General features: G+C 38.0%; 28 protein-coding genes and 1 riboswitch. Of the genes, 5 read left to right on the forward strand and 23 right to left on the reverse strand.

The window, feature by feature from the left end; genetic code table 11:
• Positions 1-220: 220 nt before the first annotated feature.
• Positions 221-308: riboswitch (glycine riboswitch) on the reverse strand.
• A gap of 153 nt (positions 309-461) precedes the next feature.
• Together FAY30_RS16890 and FAY30_RS16895 are read left to right on the forward strand one after the other, a co-directional pair.
• Positions 462-2,150, forward strand: coding sequence for a DEAD/DEAH box helicase (locus FAY30_RS16890; RefSeq protein WP_149870966.1), 1,689 nt, complete (start codon positions 462-464; stop codon positions 2,148-2,150).
• Positions 2,128-2,919, forward strand: coding sequence for a YqhG family protein (locus FAY30_RS16895; protein ID WP_149870967.1), 792 nt, complete (start codon positions 2,128-2,130; stop codon positions 2,917-2,919). The genes FAY30_RS16890 and FAY30_RS16895 overlap by 23 nt, the downstream gene beginning before the upstream one ends.
• Before the next feature lie 82 nt (positions 2,920-3,001).
• On the opposite strand, the gene FAY30_RS16900 is transcribed toward FAY30_RS16895, so the two are convergent.
• The 8 genes from FAY30_RS16900 to comGA form a co-directional block, all read right to left on the reverse strand.
• Positions 3,002-3,187, reverse strand: a complete 186-nt coding sequence (locus FAY30_RS16900) for a YqzE family protein (RefSeq protein WP_149870968.1) — start codon at positions 3,185-3,187, stop codon at positions 3,002-3,004.
• Between the two features lie 61 nt (positions 3,188-3,248).
• Positions 3,249-3,632 (reverse strand): competence type IV pilus minor pilin ComGG, encoded by a 384-nt coding sequence (gene comGG, locus FAY30_RS16905; protein WP_190284673.1) that lies wholly within the window; start codon positions 3,630-3,632, stop codon positions 3,249-3,251.
• Positions 3,629-4,105: a competence type IV pilus minor pilin ComGF gene (gene comGF, locus FAY30_RS16910; protein WP_223820794.1), complete on the reverse strand. Its 477-nt coding sequence runs from the start codon at positions 4,103-4,105 to the stop codon at positions 3,629-3,631. The genes comGG and comGF overlap by 4 nt, the downstream gene beginning before the upstream one ends.
• Positions 4,053-4,391 carry a hypothetical protein gene (locus FAY30_RS16915; protein WP_190284674.1) on the reverse strand — a complete coding sequence of 113 codons (339 nt, stop codon included), beginning with the start codon at positions 4,389-4,391 and terminating at the stop codon, positions 4,053-4,055. The genes comGF and FAY30_RS16915 overlap by 53 nt, the downstream gene beginning before the upstream one ends.
• Positions 4,375-4,815, reverse strand: coding sequence for a competence type IV pilus minor pilin ComGD (comGD, locus tag FAY30_RS16920; protein ID WP_149870971.1), 441 nt, complete (start codon positions 4,813-4,815; stop codon positions 4,375-4,377). The genes FAY30_RS16915 and comGD overlap by 17 nt, the downstream gene beginning before the upstream one ends.
• On the reverse strand, positions 4,815-5,135 hold the full coding sequence (gene comGC, locus FAY30_RS16925; RefSeq protein ID WP_149870972.1) for a competence type IV pilus major pilin ComGC: 321 nt from the start codon (positions 5,133-5,135) through the stop codon (positions 4,815-4,817). Before comGC ends, comGD begins: the two co-directional genes overlap by 1 nt.
• Positions 5,136-5,150: 15 nt before the next feature.
• Positions 5,151-6,182, reverse strand: coding sequence for a competence type IV pilus assembly protein ComGB (gene comGB, locus FAY30_RS16930; RefSeq protein WP_149870973.1), 1,032 nt, complete (start codon positions 6,180-6,182; stop codon positions 5,151-5,153).
• Positions 6,169-7,287: a competence type IV pilus ATPase ComGA gene (gene comGA, locus FAY30_RS16935; protein WP_223820795.1), complete on the reverse strand. Its 1,119-nt coding sequence runs from the start codon at positions 7,285-7,287 to the stop codon at positions 6,169-6,171. The genes comGB and comGA overlap by 14 nt, the downstream gene beginning before the upstream one ends.
• Before the next feature lie 262 nt (positions 7,288-7,549).
• On the opposite strand from comGA, the gene FAY30_RS16940 reads away from it, so the two are divergent.
• Positions 7,550-8,248 carry a helix-turn-helix transcriptional regulator gene (locus tag FAY30_RS16940; RefSeq protein ID WP_149870974.1) on the forward strand — a complete coding sequence of 233 codons (699 nt, stop codon included), beginning with the start codon at positions 7,550-7,552 and terminating at the stop codon, positions 8,246-8,248.
• Positions 8,249-8,332: 84 nt separating this feature from the next.
• Positions 8,333-8,575 (forward strand): DUF2626 domain-containing protein, encoded by a 243-nt coding sequence (locus FAY30_RS16945; RefSeq protein ID WP_007086339.1) that lies wholly within the window; start codon positions 8,333-8,335, stop codon positions 8,573-8,575.
• Between the two features lie 38 nt (positions 8,576-8,613).
• Here the strand turns inward: FAY30_RS16945 and FAY30_RS16950 are convergent, their stop codons facing one another.
• Both FAY30_RS16950 and FAY30_RS16955 read right to left on the reverse strand, forming a co-directional pair.
• Positions 8,614-9,705, reverse strand: a complete 1,092-nt coding sequence (locus FAY30_RS16950) for a class I SAM-dependent methyltransferase (protein ID WP_149870975.1) — start codon at positions 9,703-9,705, stop codon at positions 8,614-8,616.
• 153 nt (positions 9,706-9,858) lie between these two features.
• Positions 9,859-10,494 carry an MBL fold metallo-hydrolase gene (locus FAY30_RS16955; protein WP_149870976.1) on the reverse strand — a complete coding sequence of 212 codons (636 nt, stop codon included), beginning with the start codon at positions 10,492-10,494 and terminating at the stop codon, positions 9,859-9,861.
• Between the two features lie 207 nt (positions 10,495-10,701).
• On the opposite strand from FAY30_RS16955, the gene FAY30_RS16960 reads away from it, so the two are divergent.
• Positions 10,702-10,878 (forward strand): DUF2759 domain-containing protein, encoded by a 177-nt coding sequence (locus tag FAY30_RS16960; protein WP_149870977.1) that lies wholly within the window; start codon positions 10,702-10,704, stop codon positions 10,876-10,878.
• A 30-nt stretch (positions 10,879-10,908) separates the two neighbouring features.
• Here FAY30_RS16960 and FAY30_RS16965 read toward each other — a convergent pair whose 3' ends face one another.
• The 13 genes from FAY30_RS16965 to FAY30_RS17025 form a co-directional block, all read right to left on the reverse strand.
• Entirely contained in the window at positions 10,909-12,048 is a 1,140-nt protein-coding gene (locus tag FAY30_RS16965) for a YqgU-like beta propeller domain-containing protein (RefSeq protein ID WP_190284675.1), read from the reverse strand.
• A 188-nt stretch (positions 12,049-12,236) separates the two neighbouring features.
• Complete coding sequence (locus FAY30_RS16970) at positions 12,237-13,427, reverse strand: M14 family metallopeptidase (RefSeq protein WP_149870979.1); 1,191 nt, start codon at positions 13,425-13,427, stop codon at positions 12,237-12,239.
• Positions 13,428-13,517: 90 nt separating this feature from the next.
• The gene (locus FAY30_RS16975) at positions 13,518-14,492 is read right to left on the reverse strand and encodes an ROK family glucokinase (RefSeq protein WP_149870980.1); all 975 of its coding nucleotides are present in this window, start codon (positions 14,490-14,492) and stop codon (positions 13,518-13,520) included.
• Between the two features lie 9 nt (positions 14,493-14,501).
• Positions 14,502-14,711, reverse strand: a complete 210-nt coding sequence (locus FAY30_RS16980; RefSeq protein WP_149870981.1) for a YqgQ family protein — start codon at positions 14,709-14,711, stop codon at positions 14,502-14,504.
• 106 nt (positions 14,712-14,817) lie between these two features.
• Complete coding sequence (locus FAY30_RS16985; RefSeq protein ID WP_149870982.1) at positions 14,818-16,380, reverse strand: rhomboid family protein; 1,563 nt, start codon at positions 16,378-16,380, stop codon at positions 14,818-14,820.
• Positions 16,381-16,570: 190 nt separating this feature from the next.
• A complete protein-coding gene (locus tag FAY30_RS16990) occupies positions 16,571-16,765 on the reverse strand; it encodes a hypothetical protein (protein WP_149870983.1) in 195 nt (64 codons plus the stop codon).
• An 87-nt stretch (positions 16,766-16,852) separates the two neighbouring features.
• Complete coding sequence (locus tag FAY30_RS16995; RefSeq protein ID WP_149870984.1) at positions 16,853-17,806, reverse strand: L-lactate dehydrogenase; 954 nt, start codon at positions 17,804-17,806, stop codon at positions 16,853-16,855.
• Between the two features lie 28 nt (positions 17,807-17,834).
• Entirely contained in the window at positions 17,835-18,566 is a 732-nt protein-coding gene (locus tag FAY30_RS17000) for a DUF92 domain-containing protein (RefSeq protein WP_149870985.1), read from the reverse strand.
• A complete protein-coding gene (locus FAY30_RS17005; RefSeq protein ID WP_190284676.1) occupies positions 18,563-19,129 on the reverse strand; it encodes a 5-formyltetrahydrofolate cyclo-ligase in 567 nt (188 codons plus the stop codon). Before FAY30_RS17005 ends, FAY30_RS17000 begins: the two co-directional genes overlap by 4 nt.
• A gap of 53 nt (positions 19,130-19,182) precedes the next feature.
• Entirely contained in the window at positions 19,183-19,332 is a 150-nt protein-coding gene (rpmG, locus tag FAY30_RS17010; RefSeq protein ID WP_149870986.1) for a 50S ribosomal protein L33, read from the reverse strand.
• A gap of 62 nt (positions 19,333-19,394) precedes the next feature.
• Positions 19,395-20,021 carry a hypothetical protein gene (locus FAY30_RS17015; protein WP_190284677.1) on the reverse strand — a complete coding sequence of 209 codons (627 nt, stop codon included), beginning with the start codon at positions 20,019-20,021 and terminating at the stop codon, positions 19,395-19,397.
• Positions 20,022-20,024: 3 nt separating this feature from the next.
• Positions 20,025-21,308, reverse strand: a complete 1,284-nt coding sequence (locus tag FAY30_RS17020) for a glycosyltransferase family 4 protein (protein WP_149870988.1) — start codon at positions 21,306-21,308, stop codon at positions 20,025-20,027.
• Positions 21,301-21,855 (reverse strand): DUF4912 domain-containing protein, encoded by a 555-nt coding sequence (locus FAY30_RS17025; protein ID WP_190284678.1) that lies wholly within the window; start codon positions 21,853-21,855, stop codon positions 21,301-21,303. The genes FAY30_RS17020 and FAY30_RS17025 overlap by 8 nt, the downstream gene beginning before the upstream one ends.
• Positions 21,856-21,978 lie beyond the last annotated feature (123 nt).

Below are 21,978 nucleotides of genomic sequence, written 5' to 3' on the forward strand. Positions count from 1 at the left end.
TTAAAAAAGATTGAACTAATAACAAAATCAGGAAATATTACTATTCAGTTTTGGATTAGTGAAAAACAACAAAAAGGGTAAACATTCTGAAAAAGGGCGCAAAAAAGGACAGAAACCTCCCTTTAACGAAAGAAGGTCTCTGTCCTTGCACCTGAAAGTTTACCTAAATGGTTTTCCCCTTTGGTGGCTGGCCGAATTGGACCAGCACTCTCCAGAGCTGCGTCAAACAAGAGTTCTTTTGCCTGAGAGATTCACATTTCTGCTTGCTCCTTCGGCGCTACAAAGGTAGTCTCTCCCCTTGTTATCATTCGCATTATAATATTTTCCAATTTGGTCATACTAATTATACTTAAAAAATAAATTACCTTATTAAAATATTTAAAACTTTCAAAGCTATTATCATCCTACCATTAAACCCATACATTGGGCAATAACATTTTACATGAAAAGGAGCTGAAATGATGTCGGTCAAAATTGAATTTGATTCCTCTTGGCAGGATGATTTTTTACATAGAATTGACAACGACGGGCCATGGGGGAACTGGGAGTTATTCAAGCTGGCAATCGGGGTTGAAAAACATTTAGTAATCCCTGAATTCGTGGGATTACAAGCACCTAATCACCTGCAAAATTTAACACCCCTCCCACACCAGCTCGAAACAGCAAAACAAGTAATTGAAAACATGAATGGAAAAGCGATTCTGGCTGACGAGGTAGGACTTGGAAAAACCATTGAAGCCGGTTTAATTTTAAAAGAGTACATGATACGAGGTTTAGTGAAAAAAGTACTGATTCTTGTCCCAGCTTCTTTGGTCACTCAATGGGCAATTGAACTGAATAGCAAATTTTTCATCCCTGCGATTACACAAAGGAAAAGTTATGTATGGGAACAATGTGATGTCGTTGTTTCATCCATCGATACGGCAAAGCGTAACCCCCATCGGGATATTATTTATAAACAGGACTATGATCTCATTATTATTGATGAAGCACACAAACTAAAAAATAATAAAACGAAAAACTACGAATTTGTGCAAAATCTAAAAAAGAAATTTTGTTTACTATTAACAGCAACACCGATTCAAAATAGAATCGAGGAAATCTTTAATCTTGTTTCCCTGCTAAAACCCGGACATTTAGGCAGTGAAACAGCATTCTATGAGAAATACAAACGAGATGCACGATCGTTAAATGATGACGAACATTTGAAGGAATTAGTCAACAAGGTGATGATCCGCAACCGTCGTGCCGATACAGGAATTGAGTGGACGAAACGGCATGTGGAAACGATACCAATTGAATTTTCACCACCGGAAAAGGAGCTTTATCAAGCAATTAACACTCTCAAAAACGAAGGGGACTGGGCGCAGACAAGTGCGTTCTCTGTGATGACGCTGCAGAGGGAGGCATGCAGCAGCAGGGAAGCTGTATTTTATACGTTAAAAAACATGCTCCAAAAAAAGGAGAATCCAACTAAGGCCTTCGAGGATCAAATTCAGTTTTTAATCCAAAAAGTAGAAGCTGTCCAGCAAAACTCGAAAGCAGAAAAAGCTCTTGAATTAATTAAAAACGTTAATGACAAGGTTATCATTTTCACCGAATATCGGGCGACACAGATGTATCTGCAATGGTTTTTAAAACAGCATGGGATTAGTTCTGTACCGTTCCGCGGGGGCTTTAAGCGCGGGAAAAAGGACTGGATGCGGGAATTGTTTCAAAAGCATGCACAGGTACTGATTGCAACAGAAGCCGGCGGTGAAGGAATTAACCTCCAATTCTGTAATCATATCATTAATTTTGATTTACCTTGGAATCCGATGCGGCTCGAACAGCGGATTGGAAGAATTCATCGTCTTGGCCAGGAGAAGGATGTAATGATTTACAATTTCGCCATCAAGAACACGGTTGAAGAACATATCTTAAAGCTTCTTTATGAAAAGATTCATTTATTTGAAAAAGTCATTGGTGAGCTTGATGATATTTTAACAAAGCTGGAATTTGGCAATATAGAAGATCATTTAATTGATATTTTTGGACAATCCGCGTCTGAAGGCGAAATGAGAATCAAGATGGAGAATTTATCATCAATGATTGAATTTGCTCAAACCATGAAGGATGGTGATTCACATGCAGCAGCAGGAAATTCATGACTTCCTTTTGGATTATTTTCAAGCAAACGAGTGCCCAATTGTCGAAAATAACGCTGGTCATTTTACAGTCCAGTTAACAATCGAACTTGATAAAGAACTAATGAACCGGCCATTTTACTGGCACTATTTAGAAAAGACAGGCGGCGTTCCAAATCCAATGCGTCTTACCTTTATCACGAACAAAGAAAAAGCCCCTGAAAATATTAAGGGTGAAACGATTCATTTTGGTTCACCGCGTTTGCATCAAATTTTCGAATCAACAAAAAGTCTTGCCAGTTACATTCGCCTTTATGAGAAACATTCCTTTCATGGCAGCCAAACACCCTTGCTGCCATGGTTGTGCATGAATGTAAAGATCTCTTATCAATGTGACCGAAAGCGGGATGTCTTTAAATCGATTGGCTTACAGTTGATTAATGGCCATATGGTTGAGGATTTTCACGACCGATTAATGCAAATACCGCTGACACCAAAAATACCCGACTACTCCTTTACTCTATCGCCATTAGTTAGACCGAAAAGCGGAATGTTAAGAATTGAAAACTATTTGAAATCAGTCATTGAAAAAGAGGATCACTCATGGGCAGAGGATGCAAAAAAACGCTGGGATAAGGATTTAAACCTCTTAAATCATTTCTATGAGGACGTAGATGAAGAGAACGAAAGCTACGAGACAGAAAAAAAGGCTCTCCAGGAACAGTATGAACCAAAAATAAACATCTCGTTCATCAATGGAGGCCTCTTTTATCTAACAGAAAATGCTATATAAAGAAACAAAAGGTCCATTACACCTCGTTTTAATGTAATGGACTTTTTATTATAGGGTTTATTCACAATTTGGAGTCAACTTTTTAGAGTTTCCGTTTCTTCTTCACTTCTGAATAAAGGATATAGGGTAATATCCCAAACCATCGATACCAAAAATCCGCCTTTGTCTGCTTTTTCTCTATCCGAAGTCGTTTTCGTTCATCTTTTGGCTGGTCAACATATTTTACAATGGTTTGGGTCATGTATTTTACATAATCATTTGTCTTCATGGACACACCTGCCTTTTTTGTACACCTACATTATATCCATTTTGAAGAGAATTCAATCAAGTCATTTAAGCTCCACCCACTTGACCATTTTTTTTGATTTCGTATCAAATGTTCCATAACCGGAGATGGTTTCACCGGAATTCATACGAAGCGTGAAGGTTATTTTTTGGGCAGATCCGGCCGGGATTTCGGCTTGGTAGTCCATGGTTCCATTTACATAGACAATCGATCCCTTTGATGGATTCATACCATTATTTTGTATTGCCGATTCCATTTTTTTCACTGAAGAAAGTAAATAATATTCCTGTTGCAGGATCGAAGTTGTTTCGTGAGCCATTTTTCTTTCTGTAACTAATTGTTCAATTTGCATCGAGAAAAATAACAGAAATATGATAAGCAGGCACAAGACAAGCGGGTAGGTAAACCCTTTTTCGTTATATTTCATTGGCCTGCATTCCAATTGATTAATGGATAGCATGTAATTGCATATTCTTTACCCCTGATGTCTGTAACATTGATTTTAACAACGTTATTTGTGACGGAGAACGACGATTGAGAAACATTCTGGAGCATTATTTCGTGCCCAGTTGAATTCACCCTTCTTCTGATATTCGTCCCATACACCTCAATTTGGATGATCTCCGAACCCTTTGTGAGGATTAAACGCCCCGAGCTAACATCCGCCCGTGAAGCAAGCCGTACTTCTTTTTTTATTTGGCTGGAAAATACCTCCCATTCCATTGCCTGTAAATTGCTGTCATTACTTTTTGTGTTAAGTAGTATTTGAAAAATTGGGGACATAAAGAAAATAATGGTGGAAAAGATTGAAAAGGCAATCAAAACTTCAATAAGAGTAAAAGCTCTCTCATTCGAGTACACCACAAACTTTGCATTCCGGGAGGGTACTAATTTTTTCAACCTTCACACACACCTCCTTTCGGCCGTCCAATCCTAAATCATTCCAATTGATTTTGTACTCCACCTTATTTCGAATGATGGAGTAATTATTAAAGGATTGACCATCACTAATCTTTGCCTGCAATTCTTCATACATAAGCTTTCGCGCTGTATTCTCTATTTTTAATTGCCAGGATTGTTCCCTTAACTCCATTAATAATGGCAGCAAATATAAACTCAGCATGAACAAAGCTGACAGTGATAACAACAATTCTAGTAAAAAAAAACCACTATTGTTCCGCAACATAAAACCGTCCCTTTCCAATCAAAACGGTTAGTTTGTAATTCTTTTTTGGGGTATAGATAAGGATGGTTCCAAACCTGTTAACATTTCCGTCACTTAAGAATTTGAAATACAATGGGATAGAACCTTCCCTTAGCAAAACTTTTGAAGAATATTTCCTCACGAGAAAAGCGGGATGATCCGATCGTGTAATCATATAATATTGATAGTTATTTGGCTGAAATGTGACTGACACTTCATGCTGGTGTGAAATTGCATATTGCTGTGCATACAGCAGATCTGCTTGTAATTGAGTTAAAAAAACCTTATCCTCCATTACCGTGTGCTGCGGCTTTAAGAAAAAAACGGTAATGGAGGAAATAATCATAAAAATGGAAAAAACGACTAAAGACTCAATTAGGGTAAATCCTTTTTCGCGGTTGTCCATTATGGATTAGTTACTTTTGCAACTGCCGTGACATTACCCTCAGTATCAATCATGACGTCTTTTCCGTTTGGACAGCCTGCTGCTTCTTGATTTATATATCCCTCTGACTTAAGTTCTGCAAGGGTTGGCACTTTGTTCTTATCCATTTTATACGCTTGAACTTGTGCTTGTACCATTTTCACGTATGCGTCGCAGCCCTTGTTATTGATATTTGAATTATGTTTGGCGACATTTGGAATGGTGACAATTAATAACACAGAGATGACAAGCATAACAATCATCATTTCAATGAGCGTAAAGCCTTTTTCATTTTTCAACATGTTTATTCCTCCATTTTATATTCCATCAAGCAAATGGAACATTGGTAATAATATCGCTAAATACATGGATACAACGAGAAATCCAATAAACAAATAAAGAAGGGGCTGGATAGTTTTTAAACTTTTTTCAATCATTTCTTCCATGTTTGTGACGCAGTGTTTGCTGAAAAACAACAGTTCTTGCTCTAATTTTCCATTTTCTTGGCCATGTTTAATAATCATCGGAAATTCCTTTTCGAAAAACGAAAAGGCTGCTAAAATTGATTCTAATTTTTCTCCGGTAACAAGCTTTATTTTAATCTCTTCAGCTACTCGGCTATAGAAAGGCTGCCGCCCATTCTTTTCGAAAAGAATTAGTGCTTCAGAGACCGAAATTCCACCAGATAATAAGAAGCTTAGTTGAATGGAAAAGTAGTGAGTAAAGAGCAATTTGAGGACCCTGCCGGCGATTGGGATTCGTACAAGCTGTGACCTTTGCTGCAGGATGGAGAGTTTTCGAAATACAAAAAAGTAATAGACTGCTGTCAGGAAGAGGAGCACTAACACCGCACCGATTACAATCGGGAAATACTGGTCAAAAGCATAGATGACCTTCGTGAAAAAATTTGCTTCAAGACCGAGTGAGGAAAAAAGTGTTGTAAACCGTGGCAGCAATGTATTTTCAATGAAAATAAAAAGTAAACCGGTAATAAACATTAATAATATTGGATATTGGAGTAATTTAAGAAGTTTCCGCACATCTTTATCCTTTAAAAGTGCGAGTTCACTCCCTTCTAACAAGGCATCAGCAAAGCTCCCATGCTGTTCCGCAAAATATACATAACCAATTAAATCTTTGTGGAACCCCAAATTGTTTAGGACATCATGAAAAGGGGTGCCGTTTTTTAACTCAATCAAACATCCATTTAATTCCTCCTTTCTTTTCGACGGTAATTGTAATGCTATCGACTCAATTGCTTCTGCAATTGGATAGCCCCGTGCTAATAATTCCCCTGTTCTCTTCAAGAAACTAGCTTGTTCATTCATGGGCCATTTACGTGGTTTCATCAGCAAACACCAGCCGTTCATACTCCGACTCTTGAATGTATCCAAGTGCAATCCCCTTGTTAATCACCTTACTAAGGGTTCTGTAATGTGTTTCGACTTTTTCCCCTTTTGCCGCTTTCATCGCTGTGTTTAAATTTCTTCCAGACAACAGTTCAAACACACTCGCTCGTTTCCACCTTCCATAGGAATAACATAAGGGCGAACATTCACCTTCGCAGAATGGGCACGTAAGTTCTACTAGTCTTTGAGCGGTTACCGCAATTAATGTTTGCTCGACCTCCAGCCAATTCACACCAAATTCACGGAGGCGGTAAACTGCTCCCTTGGCATCTCTTGTATGCATAGTTGAGAGTACTAAATGCCCTGTAAGGGCCGCTCTGACGGCAATTTTAGCGGTTTCAGCATCCCTGATTTCTCCAACCATGATAATGTCGGGATCGTGGCGAAGAATCGCCTTTAAACCAGCAGCATAGGTTACGCCTGCTTTTTCATTCACTTGTACCTGAAGAACAGAGTCATAGTTTTTTTCGATAGGATCTTCTAATGTGATGACATTGCGATGAAATAAGTGGGCTGTTTCATTTAAAAGAGAATAGAGAGTAGTCGTCTTCCCACTGCCGGTGGGACCGGTAAAGATGATTAAGCCATGGGCGTGCTTGAGCAGGGCCAGCAATTTCCGCGTCATTGCCGGGAATAATGAAAGCTGGTGGAATGGAATCTGTTCTTGTTGGGGTAATAACCTGATGACGAGGCTTTCTCTGTTGTTAGAGGGGAGTGTTGAAAGCCTGAGCCCCATTAATTGTCCGTCTACCTCACAAAAAATGGCACCGCTTTGGGGGCGTCTTCTTTCACCGATATCCATATTTGCTGTAAATTTAAAGTGTGAGATTAATCTGTCGCATTCATCTTTTGGAAGGGATAACCGGGGAATGAGTTTGTTGGTTAAACGGATTTGAACAAGTGTGTCCTTCTTTCGCGGTATTATGTGAATATCTGTCGCTTGGTTCCGTGCTGCATCTGTGATAATCCGATTCGCTAAAATTTCAATCGCACTAACAATTGGTAACACCACCTTTTTATTTTGTCTTTGCATATATTTCGACATGGTTCATTCTTTTCCTTCTTTATTTTTAAAAAAATATTTTTTTCTTGAAAAGTTAGTTTAAATTCCTTTTTTCCTAAACATACACTATTGACAAACTACAATTTCCCTAAAATATACAACATTTATTTATGATTGTTACAATATATAGACAGTAATTGTGAACATTTTCTAAACATATAGTGTTAAACTTGTTAACTTCATTCCCTTGTTATAATTGCTGTATTATAATGGAATAAATTATGGGGGTCAGAGGTGAACAGAGATGGAACAAACATTAAAAATAACAAACGTTTTATCAGATCCAACACGTTACTACATTTATCAATACATTACAAAGCGACATCAAGAAGTTACTGTTCAAGAGGTGGCAGAAAATTTTAATATTCATCCAAACGTTGCAAGACTGCACTTATCAAAGCTAGAAGATGTGAACATGTTAGCATCTGAGACTAAGAAAACAGGGAAAGGCGGCAGGCCAAGCCGTTTGTATCGTTTATCAGACGATGTCATTCAGCTTCATTTCCCATACCGTGACTATATGCTTCTTTCAAAAGTAGCCATTCAAACGATGATTTCTCTTGGGGACGTTGGGAAGGAAGCCCTTTTCTTAACCGGAAAACGATTTGGTACAGAAATTATTGAACAAGAAATGGTCAAAAAATCGCTCGGAGAGGAATTAACATTTGATCAAAAGCTAACAATATTAAAAAGTGCCTCAACCTTAGCAGGTTTTTACCCGGAATTTGAAGCAAACGGTGATCAAACAAAAATCTATTTCCAAATTTTCAACTGCCCCTTTAAAGAAGTGGCAGAAGAACATACCGAAACAGTGTGCAGTATGCACCATGAATTCCTGAAAGGAATGTTTGGAGCACTTTTCAATACCGTTGAATTAATTGAAAAAGAAAACATGATTTCCGGCTGTGATACTTGCTCATATCAAGCACTTGTAACAAACTAATTCGAAACCATTATTTACATTACACCTCCTTTTACATTATAATATTGTAATGATGGTATCGATGGGGTAAAAGGAGGGATACATATGGATCGCATGTTCAGAGTTTGTGGTTTCTGGACGGGCATTTTTACCGTTATGTTTTATCTAGGTGATATGGATAAAACAGCGATGTTATTTTTAGCCCAAACAGGATTCTTCGTTCTGTTGAGCTATCTTAAACTTTCCGAGCGTATGTATTTATGGGTGTTCGGAGCATATTTAACAGTTTTCTTCGCAGGCTTCACATATTGGACTACGTTCATGATGCCGCTTGGCGGAGGACATTGAGAAAAAAGCTGGAGTATTAGCTCCGGCTTTTTTTCTTTTCATTCAGAAAACACGTCGTTTTCACTTAATTGCAGCCCTTTCTGTTGAACAATTACATGAAAATAAGAACTCATCCCTGAAGGCATGATTAAACTGCGAATTGCCCGATTCCGTTTACTCACCTCGGAAAATGGATTTGGGTCATAATGGTCTTCTAATTCGTTGAGAATCCCTACTTTTAATAAAAATTCATCTTGCCTTAACTTTGTTACCAATTGCAATTCAAACAGCTCGCCTTTTTGAATGAGAGAATCAAAATGGATATGTGTGGTGATATCCATTTCTCCAGGATTCTGTAAGACATTATCTATCATCTGGTGTTGAAGATACCCTCTTAGACTTCCCTGTATCCTTCTTGGGTCCATCCATTCCTCGTTTGTGTAACCATAATCAGCTGTCACAACCATACCTTTAATTAGAACAGCTGAAATCTCTTTCACCATTTTCTCCATTGCTAATGGAATTTCAATCCGCTGATTTTCTTTTAATTCTATTTTACTTTCCTTTAAAAAAGAATGAATTTCAGGATTGGTTAATGGGATTTTCTGCTCGTACAATTTCTCTTCTTGGACCCCTACCATTATCTCGAATAGCTGCCCATTATTTTTTTCTATCACATGGACAGGGAGGGCATCAAAAAGTTCGTTTGAAAAAACCATCCCTTCGAATGGCCCTATCTCGTTCAGACTTACCACTTGTACAATAGAAAAATCGGATGGTAGTAATTCATTTTGTAGGTTCCGATGATATGGACTGCCTTCCACAATGAAATATTGTAAAGGGGCTTTTATCGATTCGTTCCATTCCTGCAAAAAAGCTTTTGCAAAGCGGCCATTACCTGCTCCTATTTCACAAAATACTGGCGGCAGATTCGTTTTTACACAAATACTGGAAAACCACTTTGCTGCCAGCCTGCCATATACATCAGAAATATTACTAGTTGTAATAAAATCTCCTTTCTTCCCGATTTTCTGTTTGTCCCTCATATAATAACCAAATTCTGGATGGTAGAGTGCCGCCTCAATATAGTCAGCATAAGAAATGAACCCCGCTTCTGAATTTGAAATTAACGTTTGTAAATATGTATTCATGGCAACTCCTTTTTATTTAACACTATTGACATAGTGTTAACTTTATTATATTGTAAGGGTAGTAGCTTAACAATATCCCCTCCCATTATATGAAATAAGAACATCCCCCAGAAAGACCCTTCTCATCGGTGAGAAGGGTTTTTCTATTTGTCTTTAAAAGCCATTCAAAAACGGGTTGTGATCCATTTCCTCACCAATCGTCGTAACAGGTCCATGACCTGACAATACATAGGTCTCTTCTGGCATGGTTAACAGCTTGTCGTGAATACTTTTTAATAGCTGATCATGATTCCCTCCTGGCAGGTCTGTGCGGCCAATACTGCCCTGAAATAGGGCATCACCAGAGATAACAAACCCCTCCTTTTCGAAATAACAAGAGATACTGCCGGGCGAATGTCCCGGTGTATGAAAAACAGCAAACTCAAAATCAGCGATTTTCATTGTACCTTCTTTGGTAATAATATGATCAGCAGAATTTACGCGAATAGGTTCAACATGCATAAACAACTGGGAACCATTTAATGCGGGATCCCCCAGCCATTTTTCTTCTAGTTTGTGAAGATAAACTGGAATTTTATATGTATCTCTTATCACATTTACTGCACCGATATGATCAAAATGCGCATGTGTTAAAACAATCGCAACCGGCTGTAATTTTCTTTCGTTCAACAAATGAATCAGCTTTTTTCCTTCCCCGCCCGGGTCAAAAATTAAACATTTCCGGTCGGGATTTTCAACTATATAACAATTTGTTTGCAATGCCCCTAAGGGAATTTGCTGCCATTTCATAATAAAGTTCCTCCAATACAATGATAATTATTATTTTACAGTAAACAATAGAATAAAGAAATCAAAGCTCTTACATTCCTGTATTTTTGCCCTCGACAAATGCGAGAAAAAACTATAAAATAAGAGTCGAATGTATATAATATAGTTACATAATTTTTTCGAAGATGTTAGGCTTTTAGCCTGATTATACTAAAAGGGGGTTTAATCATGGGATTAGTTATTATTTTTGCGCTTGTAACGATTCTTGCTGCAATTGGCGGATTCAGCGCATTAAAGAACAAAAACTTCTTAGGCGCATTTTGGGGTGTAGCATCATTTTTGGTTTTCGGCTGGTTTACAGTCATGACCGTTTTAAATTCAGGTTATCCTACTGGAACACATTAAAAAAAAGACTGTCGATTTGACAGTCTTTTTTTATTGCTCCTGTAAATCATATATCTTTTTCGCTTTTAAATCGATTATTTGTTCAAACTGGTAGCCATACAGCAGAGCATCACCAGCTGGTGAAAAGTAGATTGGTTTATTTTCCAATCCCTCCATAATCAATTTGCTGTTTCCTTTCCTAAAGTTATGGGTTTCCAGCTGAAAACCGTCTGAATAGGAATCAAAATCACCACTACGCAAGGGTTTAAAGGTAATAAATTCTTCCTTCTCTTGATTGAAATCATAATAAGGAATTAGCCAATCAGAAAACTTTGTTAACTGCGGGATTGAAAATGTATCTAGTTTTTTCATTTTTTTATCAAAAAATGAATAGTCAGCCAGTGTCTGATCTTGCTCGTTAACTGAGATCGTCATCAGCAGATTTCGAAAAGCTGAAAACTGGGTGGCCGACGGGAACACCGTTTTTTCAAAGCCATTTTCTAGTTCTTTAACGGTAAGCGGGGCAAATAATGATGGATTATCTTCATCCCAATCTAAAAAGGCAACCTCTTTTTCATTTATCCATTTTACAAATGGCTGTGGTAAGGTAATATCGGTAAGGTTATTGTTTTTCATGTTAAGTAAAAATAGTTGGAAACTCCAATCCTCATCAAATTTTGAAACAAAAACCTCAGACTCATTATAGGGATTCCATTCAAACACTAGTTCATAGGATGGAAACGACTTCTTCCATAATTCGGTTCCATTAAGATTAATTATGGTGACGATTCCTTCATAAGAGGACGGTGAGGAATGGACCAAAAGATTGTTGCGCGAGGGACTAATTTGTACAGTAACTATGGGATTCTCGCTCTTTAAGATTAATTCACTTTTACCTGATAATAGATTGTAACGAAATACGTCTGAAGTTTGTTCAAGGTTGGTAATATAAACTATTTCACTATCAGAAAGCCAGCCGGCGATTTTGTAAAATTCACCTTCGCCATTTGGAATGGAGATAGGCAATTTCCATTGTTGTCCAAGAGCGGCAGCAGGTTCTTTAGGCCTTTCATTTTTAGCTGGTATTGTATGGTTAGGCTGCCCCTTATTCGTGCAGGCAACAAATAGGAGGGTCAATACAAATAACATTAGTATAATGAAAATTCGTTTAATACGTTTTAGCTGATACAATTTATTGAAATCCCTCCCCCAAATACCTTCAAATGTTAGTACGTTTTTTTAACAAAAATGTTTCAATATTTTCAAACATATTAAAAAAATAGAAAAAAAGCCGGAGAAGATCAGCTTTAATCACAATCCATACACTAATGATATCTAATTGTAATCAGTACCTAACGATATTACAAGTGAAAGGTCCACTATTGAATGGTAATAGCTGCAATAAAGATCGCTTCTGCACTTTTAAGTATCCGGGGAAATTGTGAAAGTGGCAGCGGATTAATCCCTTTGCCCAACTCAAGTGTAAAACCCGGACGCTTAAATTCTTGAATAAACCAATCCTTAAATCCCGCATGGCTGTTTACATAGCGAATCGCCTGATATCCGCTTTCTCGTTCAAATTCCTTCGCAAGATGCTCGGATTCCTTAGGTTCAAACCCTTCGTAGCCCCAATAAAATTCTTCTCCTTGGGTATGGAAGGCGAGGACACAATCAAATAGCTGGTCTTCTGCTAATTGAGCCATAGCAGCTGCCTCAGGCTCAGTTAACGGTGCGTGCCCAGGGAAGTCCCTTGGTGCAGGTGCGTTGACCTTTTTATACTCCTTGCAAATATCCCAATTAGCCGGAAATTGATTATTCAAGTCAATTCCATTAATATTCGCCTTCCAATGGATAAAATCATCGCTGTCTTCATTTATATCTATTACAGAATCTCTATAATTGGAAGGCGGACCATTTAAAACAAGGTCTACCCCATCAGGATTGACCATCGGAACGATCGATAACTCGACCTCTTTATACAGGTTATTGACTGTAATGCCTTTCATCAATGTCCCATTTGTTAAAGATAGTAAGTATTGGTTAACCAAGCTCATTAGAACCATCGTTGTTATCCATTCATTTGCATGGAAGGAGGCATTCATATGTATTTTTTTAGCCCCCTTTCCAATCCTGATTTCATGAATTGGATGACCAATAACACTCCTGCCAATTGTGTTTACTGCAATAAATGGATAAACTCTTTTTAGATTATTAATTATTTTAACCAGTCTTTTATAATCACTCGGAAAGTTAGTCTCTGTAAATGGAGAATTTATTTTTTCAGGCAAAAAAATGGTCTCACCCACTAATAAATGATCAGCATCCTTAGTTTGATTAAGTAGTAAAAGTGAATCAACCGCTAGATTTTTTTCGTCGGCTATTTTCCAGAAGGTATCCCCCTCTTTTATTGTATAGGGAACAGAAATATAACCTGGCACTTGAATTTTCTCTCCTGGTCTTAGGTTATCTGGATCTACTTTTGGGTTAGAATCTATAATCAAATGAACGGGCACCATGAATAAATTGCCGAAATAGGACAGTGTATCTTCAGAGCGTACAATAATCTCCATTTCCATCTCCTCCCATCATAAAGAATCATATGAGGGATTAAGGAAAAAATGATAAAAACCCGCTTTATGCGGGCTTTTCTTTAAAAAGGATTATTGATTTAATTTATTTTTAATAAGCCAGGCAGCTCCTAACACACCCGCATCATTTCCTAAAGTAGCTAATGCTAGTTTTGTGGAATCCCTTACGGCCGAAAAGGTAAATTTTGCGAAATTTTCATTGACGGCTTCTAATAAAATGGATCCTGCTTTCGAGACACCGCCGCCTAATACGATTTTTTCCGGATTTAATGTATTAGCTATACTCGCTAAAACAAATCCTAAATGGAAGGATACCTCACCTAATACTTTTTTGGATACTTGATCACCATTTCTGGCGGAATCAAATACATCCTTAGCAGTGATTTTTCCATTCTTCGTAAACAGCTCGCTCAATTCACCTAATAATTCATTTTTAGTAAGTTCTGCCATTGCTAACCGGACAATTCCCGTTGCTGAAGCAATTGTTTCCAGGCAGCCTGTCCTTCCGCAATTACAAGAGGCTCCTCCAAAGGGAATGGCTGTAATATGACCTATTTCGCCTGCTGCACCATTTATCCCTTGAACAATATTTCCATTTGCAATCACGCCGCCGCCAACACCAGTTCCTAATGTGACACAAACAAGATCCCTGGCACCGTTGCCGGCGCCCTTCCACATCTCGCCTAATGCCGCACAGTTTGCATCATTTTCAATCACCGCCGGGAGAGAAGTTGCGGCTTCAAGACTGTCTTTAAGCGGATAATTATCCTGCCAGCCTAAATTAACCACATTTAAAATAATTCCAGTTTCATAGTCCACCGGTCCAGGGGCACCCATCCCGATTCCTGCCAGCTTGTCATGTGTCTCACCAAGCTCATCAAGTTGTTCCGAGAGTGCCTGAGCAATATTGATCGTAATATTTCGGCCATCATTGGAATTATCGGTTGGAATTTCCCATTTATGAACAATTTCTCCATCCATCGTAATAAAAGCTATTTTAGTAGTTGTACCGCCAAGATCAACACTGGCTAACCATTGTTCTGCCACGTCACTCACCTATCTCTGTTTACTTTTTTCTTTTTGCATTTGGATTTCATGCCTTAGGATTAAAAGTGCTGTTTGAAATTCCCTTGTTTCAATCAATTGCGCCTGATAAAGTTCCTTTAATTCTGATTCCATCAGTTCAAGATTGCCGACACGATCACCTACATAAATAATCGTTCCAAACTGCTTTAAGAATTGTTGAATCTCATAAATTGTTTTCATTTTTCTCTACTCCTCCCCCCTAATTTTAATGGAGAGTTTGATTTCATTCACATCACAAGAAAAAGGATAACGCATGCATCATTTTACCGCATGCTACCCGAAAAATCTATCCTCCTCCGCCAGTGGATTGAATATGTTGATTAATTTCACGGACTAATTCGGAGTATTGCTTTTGATTTGGTTCTAATTTTGCCGCCTTTTCGGCATTTACCTTCGCCTCTTCAACGTCATTTTGCTCCAGGTTAATGAGTGCCAGATTAAAATAGGCTTCATGAAATGCAGGGTCAAGTTCAATAGCTTTTTGTAAATGTTCCTTTGCCTCAATAAGCATACCCTTCTTTATTTCTACAAATGATAAAAGAAAATATGTTTTTTCGGTCAGGTTGCCTGCTTCCTCTTCGGATTTCTTTAAAACACTGTAAGCCTGATCATAATTATCCTGTTTTATATATTCTTGCGCCATTAGCAGGTTGGCATTTTCATCAACCGATTGAGCGGATGTGTTAAATCCGTAGGTTAATGCCCCCCATACAATCGCTCCCGAGGCAATCAGAAACAACAATTGCCCTAAAAACCTTTTCTTCTTCGGAAAGTGGACAACGCCGGCTGCTAGGAATCCCCCTGCCAGACCCCCTAAGTGGCCAGCATTATCAATTCCTGATGCCGTAAACCCAAACACAAGGTTTATGCCTAGGACAATAATCAAATTCATTCCCATGGTCCGGAAAAATAATTTTGGATAGATGGCCCCGAAATACAATAACGCACCAAAACAGCCGAATATAGCACCGCTTGCCCCTGCCGATAAGGTGGAATTAAAAATAAAACTAGCAATAAAACCTGTGATACCCGAAAACAAATAAATAATTAGGAAACGAACATTACCAAACATTTTTTCGACTGTCGTTCCTAGAAAATACAATGCCATTGTATTCATCACCAAATGCAAAAAGCCAATGTGCAAAAAAACAGGTGTAATAAATCTCCACCATTCTCCCTCTTCAATCAATTGGTTTACCTTTGCCCCATATTTAATCAGAGTGGATGTATTTGTACTCCCGCCATGCAGTTCAAGCCAGAAAAAGACAGCTAACTGTATGGCTATAAATACGTAAGTAAAGAAGGGTTTTCCATTAGAAAGAAGGGACTTTTCCGTTTTCACCATTTTCATTGCATATTCCAATGCTGCTTTCTTGATGGTCTCGACATCTTCTTCGGAATAATTTTCATGAAAGGTTAGGGTACTCTCCGCCTCAAGCCTTTCTGAAATCCGCTCAAATCCAGTATCATATTCACCTTTTGTTAACAGGATTGTGCTTACAGACGTTTTATTACCTTCCGGATAAACAAATGGTTTTGATATCCGATATTCATATTCATCAACAGGCGGGAATTGGCTGACGTAAATATTCATTACATTTAACTCAGACCGGCCAATTTGCTTGCGGATTCTTTCCCCATTGGAAGCAGTATATTCAATGTCTCTCTGCATCGCATTACTCCAGTCTAAATCATGGAGCAGCATGCGAATAATAGGAGCCTGCTTGTTTTCTAACTTTTCAAGCCATAGTTCTTTTTGATTTTCAAATAATTGAATGATTCGATACCCATGATCAGAGATGAAAGAATAGGCCAGCCTCCAAAAGATGTAACTTTCTTTATTATTCATTTCTCTCCTACTTTCTTTACAAAATGCCACTCCAAAGTTATCCATCATGACAATCAGCTTAATAATATGTAGTTTATTTTTGCCGCTATGCTTTTATTATAAACGATGGAAGCCCTTTTACATTACTGAAACCACTTGAATTGTGGATATTTCATAAACTCTGTAAAATGTAAAAAACCATCTGTGGTTTTCACCATTCAGATGGTCTTCCAAATACCGATTGCATCATTTTATTTTTCACACCGGGAAAGCTCATAATCGAGCCTACAGTAAGCCGGCGCATCCAGCTTGAGCCTAGCAACAGATTTATTAGTCGGTAGCGGTAACGGAAAACAAAATAACCAATCGATCCAATCATAAAAATAGATGTTAACATTCGAGACATCTTAAATCCCTCCTGCTATTATTCTGTGATAGATCAAGTTATTTTATCCATAAAAAGCGCGGATTCCAAGAATCATGCCTCTTCCATTTAAATATTATTAAATACAGGTTCCATTGTTTTCTTTAATACCCTAACAGAATTTGTGAATTTTGCATTTTCCTCATCATTTAAATCAAGTTCTACTATTTGCCGAATTCCCTTTCGGTTAACGATCGCCGGTACGCCAATGTAGATATCGCTTTGTCCATATTCGCCATCCAAATAAGCTGATACAGTTAAAACAGAGTTTTCATTTTCTAGAATTGCCTTGGTCAATCTAACTAGTCCCATAGCAATTCCATAATGGGTAGCGCCCTTTCGTTGTATAATGTGGTAAGCAGCATCGCGGACATTTAAAAAAATCTTATCAAGATCTTGATGATTAAATCCATCTTTATTTTTAGTCCACTTAGAAATAGAGGTACCTGCAATATCTGCATGACTCCATACTGGAAGCTCTGTATCACCGTGTTCCCCAATAATATAGGCGTGAACATTCCGGGTGTCTACATCAAAATATTCTCCAAGCAAAAAGCGGAACCGTGCTGTATCTAGAATGGTTCCAGACCCAATTACCCGTTCTTTTGGAAGACCGGAAAAATTCCAAACAGCATAAGTTAGAATATCTACGGGATTAGTAGCTACTAGGAAAATCCCATCAAATCCCGTGGACATAATTTCTTCTACAACAACTTTAAAAATCCTCGTATTTTTTTCAACTAAATCGAGCCGTGTTTCACCAGGTTTTTGATTTGCACCTGCTGTAATAACCACTAAATCAGCCTCAGCGCATTCACTATAATCACCATACCAAATTTTTGTCCGTGAAGGAGCAAATGGAAGACCATGATTTAAATCCATTACATCTCCTTCTGCCTTATCTTTATTTAGGTCAATTAAGACAAGCTCTTCGGTAATTCCTTGATTTAAAAGCGCAAATGCGTAACTGGAACCAACAAATCCTGTTCCAATAAGAGCAACCCTATTCACACGTTTTAACATTACTCATCCTCCAGTAGAAATATTTTTATTATGAAACAATCGTTAGCAAAATCGCTAACATAGCTGCAAGGAATCCTGAAAGAAAATTCACCATATCATTATCCACTAATGTAAATCCTTTTATTCTAGTTGTTGGCAGCAGACAATGCTTCTTTTTTTCCGTCTCCATTCTGCAACGCTGACAAACATATACCTGTTGGTAAAAGGCACCTATGAGAGTATCAATGACATTACCAATAAAACCAAAGAGAAAAACTAGGAAAGTTAAAATAATGTTTAAATCAAATAGCAAAAAACTTATCACCGAAATAAGTAATGACCCTGAAAGTGCAGCAGCACTCCCTAATAAGCTGATGGCTCCTGATGTTCCCTTATCAACACGCTTCATTGTTCGTATGTAAATCGGCTTTTTTCTACTTAAACTGCCGATTTCTGATGCCCAAGTATCCGAATTCGCACTCGCAAGACAAACAATAAATCCAATAAGCCAAATTTGATCAGGCTGTAAAAAATACATTATACTAAAAAATCCGGCTCCTCCGCCGTTGGCCATCACTTGACGCCAATTTCTTGCTGATCCGTTTGCCAGCTTTTCTTCCATAGGTTTTTTTACTGAACTTTTATATTTTGACCAAAAGCTTGATGTTACAAAGAAAGTACAAATTACTACGATTCCATTAATACCAAAACCTATATAGACAGCCAGCCCTACTAATATCGCAGTAAAAGCCCCGGAAGCAGTCAGTAAACCAGTCATCATACAATTTTGATTGTCTCATTGGCAGTGATTATTTTCGAGACGGGAATATCATGTGTTGCTACCGGGAAGTATGGGATCATTTGTTCACGAAAAGCAAGTGATAGGGTTTTACCGGAGTAATTTGTTAAATAGCGATCATAATAACCGCCTCCGAAACCTAGTCGATACCCTTCCACTGTATATGCCAAGCCAGGAACAATTAATAATTCAATCTGTTCAGAGGTTACTTCTGTCGTCAACGCCTCAATCGGCTCAAGTAATCCATAATAAACAGATTCAAGCTGTGAAAACTCAGAAAATATTCTAAAAGACAATCTTTTTTCTTTCGGATGACATTTCGGCACTGCCACTTGTTTTCCCAGTTCCCAAGATTTACGGATAATTTGATATGTATCTACTTCAGGCCGTTTCGAAACAGTAATCCCGATTACCTTTGCTTTTTGAAAGTCTTCATCTTCAAAAAGCCTGCCTGCAATTTTATTGGAATAATCTTCATAGAGGGGGTTGGATAGCTGTGCGAGGGATTCCTTTACCTGATTACGGACAGAATGTTTATCATTCATTTGTATTCCTCCTATCAATAAACAACAAAAAAAGCAGCAGGAAGCCCTACTGCTTATTTTGTTTCACGGTGTGCTGTTGATTTTTTGTCTCTTGGGCAATATTTCTTAAGCTCAAGACGGTCTGGGTTGTTACGTTTATTTTTTGTTGAAATATAGTTACGATCTCCACACTCAGTGCAAGCTAACGTAATATTTACACGCATGTCAATTTCCCTCCAAACGAATAAGCTAGTTCGTGCATACGACTTTTCTATAATATCACTTTTCAAAGGGAAATGCTAGTGTTTTTCTTAAGAGCTTTTTCCATTAATATTAATTCACTTTTGCTTGAACCAGTTATCGTCCAAGTGGTCATTTTACTGGTTTCGTGTGGTGCAACGGACATCTTCATGGCAAAGATACTGGCCGCAGGTCCTTTGGCCATTGGCTGATATTTTAAGATCCCCTTTTGAATCGAACCCCAGATTTGATCGGTATAAGCGGTCCACAGCGGCATGGATGTGTATTCTTTCATGCCTGATTGATTGTAATGTGCGTTAATTAGAAAAGCCTTTTTATTTGCATGATGAAAGATGTGATTATCTGCTGGCGAAACAAATGTTAAATGGTCTTGTCCAACATTTAGAAAATGGTGCATCGCTAAAATTTTTATCTCTTTCATCTGATCGCTGTGATTACTGACATATACACTTGAAAAACGAATTTTGGAGTGGATTTGTTCCTGCTTTACTTTCATAATTAATTCTTCATCGTAAATGACCTTTTCCGTGGTATTTTGCAGCCAATGGCAGTTGCCATTTACCCATATACCGGGAACAAATTGGAGTATATCAATCGGCGATTGGTTATTAGTAGACGGTTGGTTTTTTTGTCGTTCCGTTAGATTCATCATCCATTACACCTTTTTTACATATGATTTATTAGTTGGTGTTACATTTTGTACATTTTCATTTTCATTCACGCGTGTGTTTAATAGAGTATCTTCCATCACTCTGATGGTTTCAAATGCGATTCGTTTCCAGCTGTACATGCTTTTAACAATTTGTCTTCCCTTTTCACCGATTTCTTCCGCTTTTTCAGGATTATTCATGAGGAAATGGACTTGTTCCAGCAAGCTTTTGGCATCCCCTGGAACCATCAGCATCCCTGTTTGTAAATGCTTCACAATCCCCTTCATACCGCCTGTATTGGAAACAATTGTTGGTTTCCCAAGCATCATTGTTTCCAGTGCGACAATGCCAAATGGTTCATATAAACTTGGAATGACCGTTATTTCACTGCCATTAATGAGAGCATTTCTTTGTTCGTCAGTAATATATCCAATAAAAGCTACATATTTGTCTAATTTTTTCTCCCTAATTTGCTGTTGATAGGTTTCAAGCATGGGTCCCTTACCCGCAACAACGAAAAAACAGTTCATTTCCATCTCTTTGGCTAATGCTGCCGCCTCAAGAATTGTTTCAAAGCCTTTTTCCCTAACAATTCTTCCAATCGAAAAAATATATTTTTTCTGCGTTATTTCAGGAAAGCACGGCTTGAAATTTTGTTCCACATTCAAATTATCAATCCCATTTGCAATGATGGCAATCTCATCATCTTTAACATGAAAAATGGACATAAGCTCATTTTTCATATAATCACTGCAAACAATAATTTGATCAGAGTCAGATATTAATTGTTGTTCTTTATCATGAATAAACTGCTGTATTTCGGTATGGATACCATTATTCCTTCCATGCTCGGTGGCATGAATAGTCGTTAATAACGGGACTCTCAGTGACTCTTTTAGTGCAATAGATGCTGCACCAACTAGCCAGTCGTGTGCATGCACCAGATTAAATTGGATCTCTTCTGACAGCTGTTCAGCCTTCATTGCCATTGCTAAATTCAGACCGGCAATCCAGGAAAGGAACTGATCATCCTGTTCATTTATTGGGCGCACTCGATAGACATTTACACCACTCATTCTCTCAAAAGATGGGAGCTTACTATTTCCTGCAGTTAAACAATAGACATTGTGCCCCTGTTCAGCCAAATGAGTGGATAATCCGAATACGTGTCTAGAGAGACCGCCGACGATATTAGGAGGAAATTCCCAGCAAAGCATCAATATATTTAATGGTCGCTTTTGTTGTGATTTACATTCTAAATCTTTTTGCTCAAAAGTTTTGTTAGTCATTATTCTCCTCCAATTTGTTTGATTCCAGGTAATAGCTGTATGTACTTACCTGTTCCATCCATTTTGGAGTCTCTTCTTCTTCATACTTCTTAAAATGCAGAAAATCCTGCTGCGGTACATTTCCGTTTGGCAGTTCAGGTGTCGGAGTATGAATACAACCAGAGCGGTAAAGCGGAAAATAATCCTTCCCGGATATATATATCCCAATTTCAGCAATATAGCTGCGATTTTCCACCAATCCTTTTATAAACCAATGTCCGCTATTATAGGAGACGGGTAACTCGTGGTAATAATGCGCATTCTTTCCATTGAAGAGGATCTTTGTTACATCATAAATCCTAGCAACCTGGACAAGACTCTCGAACTTTTGATCAAAAAATAAATTTATAATCCTTTTCGGTAATTCAGAAACATCCCAAAAAAGAATTATTTTCCGTGGAGTAACAAGCTTTGCTTGTAGTTCTCCCTTTAGTGGCAAAAATTTTGCTGAGGCGTTTGTTTGATGCAACAATCCATCCCCTCTAAGTTTGATCATTTCCTCAATCATGTCTTTCCTCCATTCTGCAAACACTCAATATATGCACGAAGAATCCAAATTATTCATAATTATTGATAATTTAATCGTATCATTAGAGAGGGAAGCAGACAATAAACACAATTTGTCGTTTTC

This window comes from Bacillus sp. S3, from assembly GCF_005154805.1.
Lineage (GTDB): Bacteria > Bacillota > Bacilli > Bacillales > Cytobacillaceae > Neobacillus.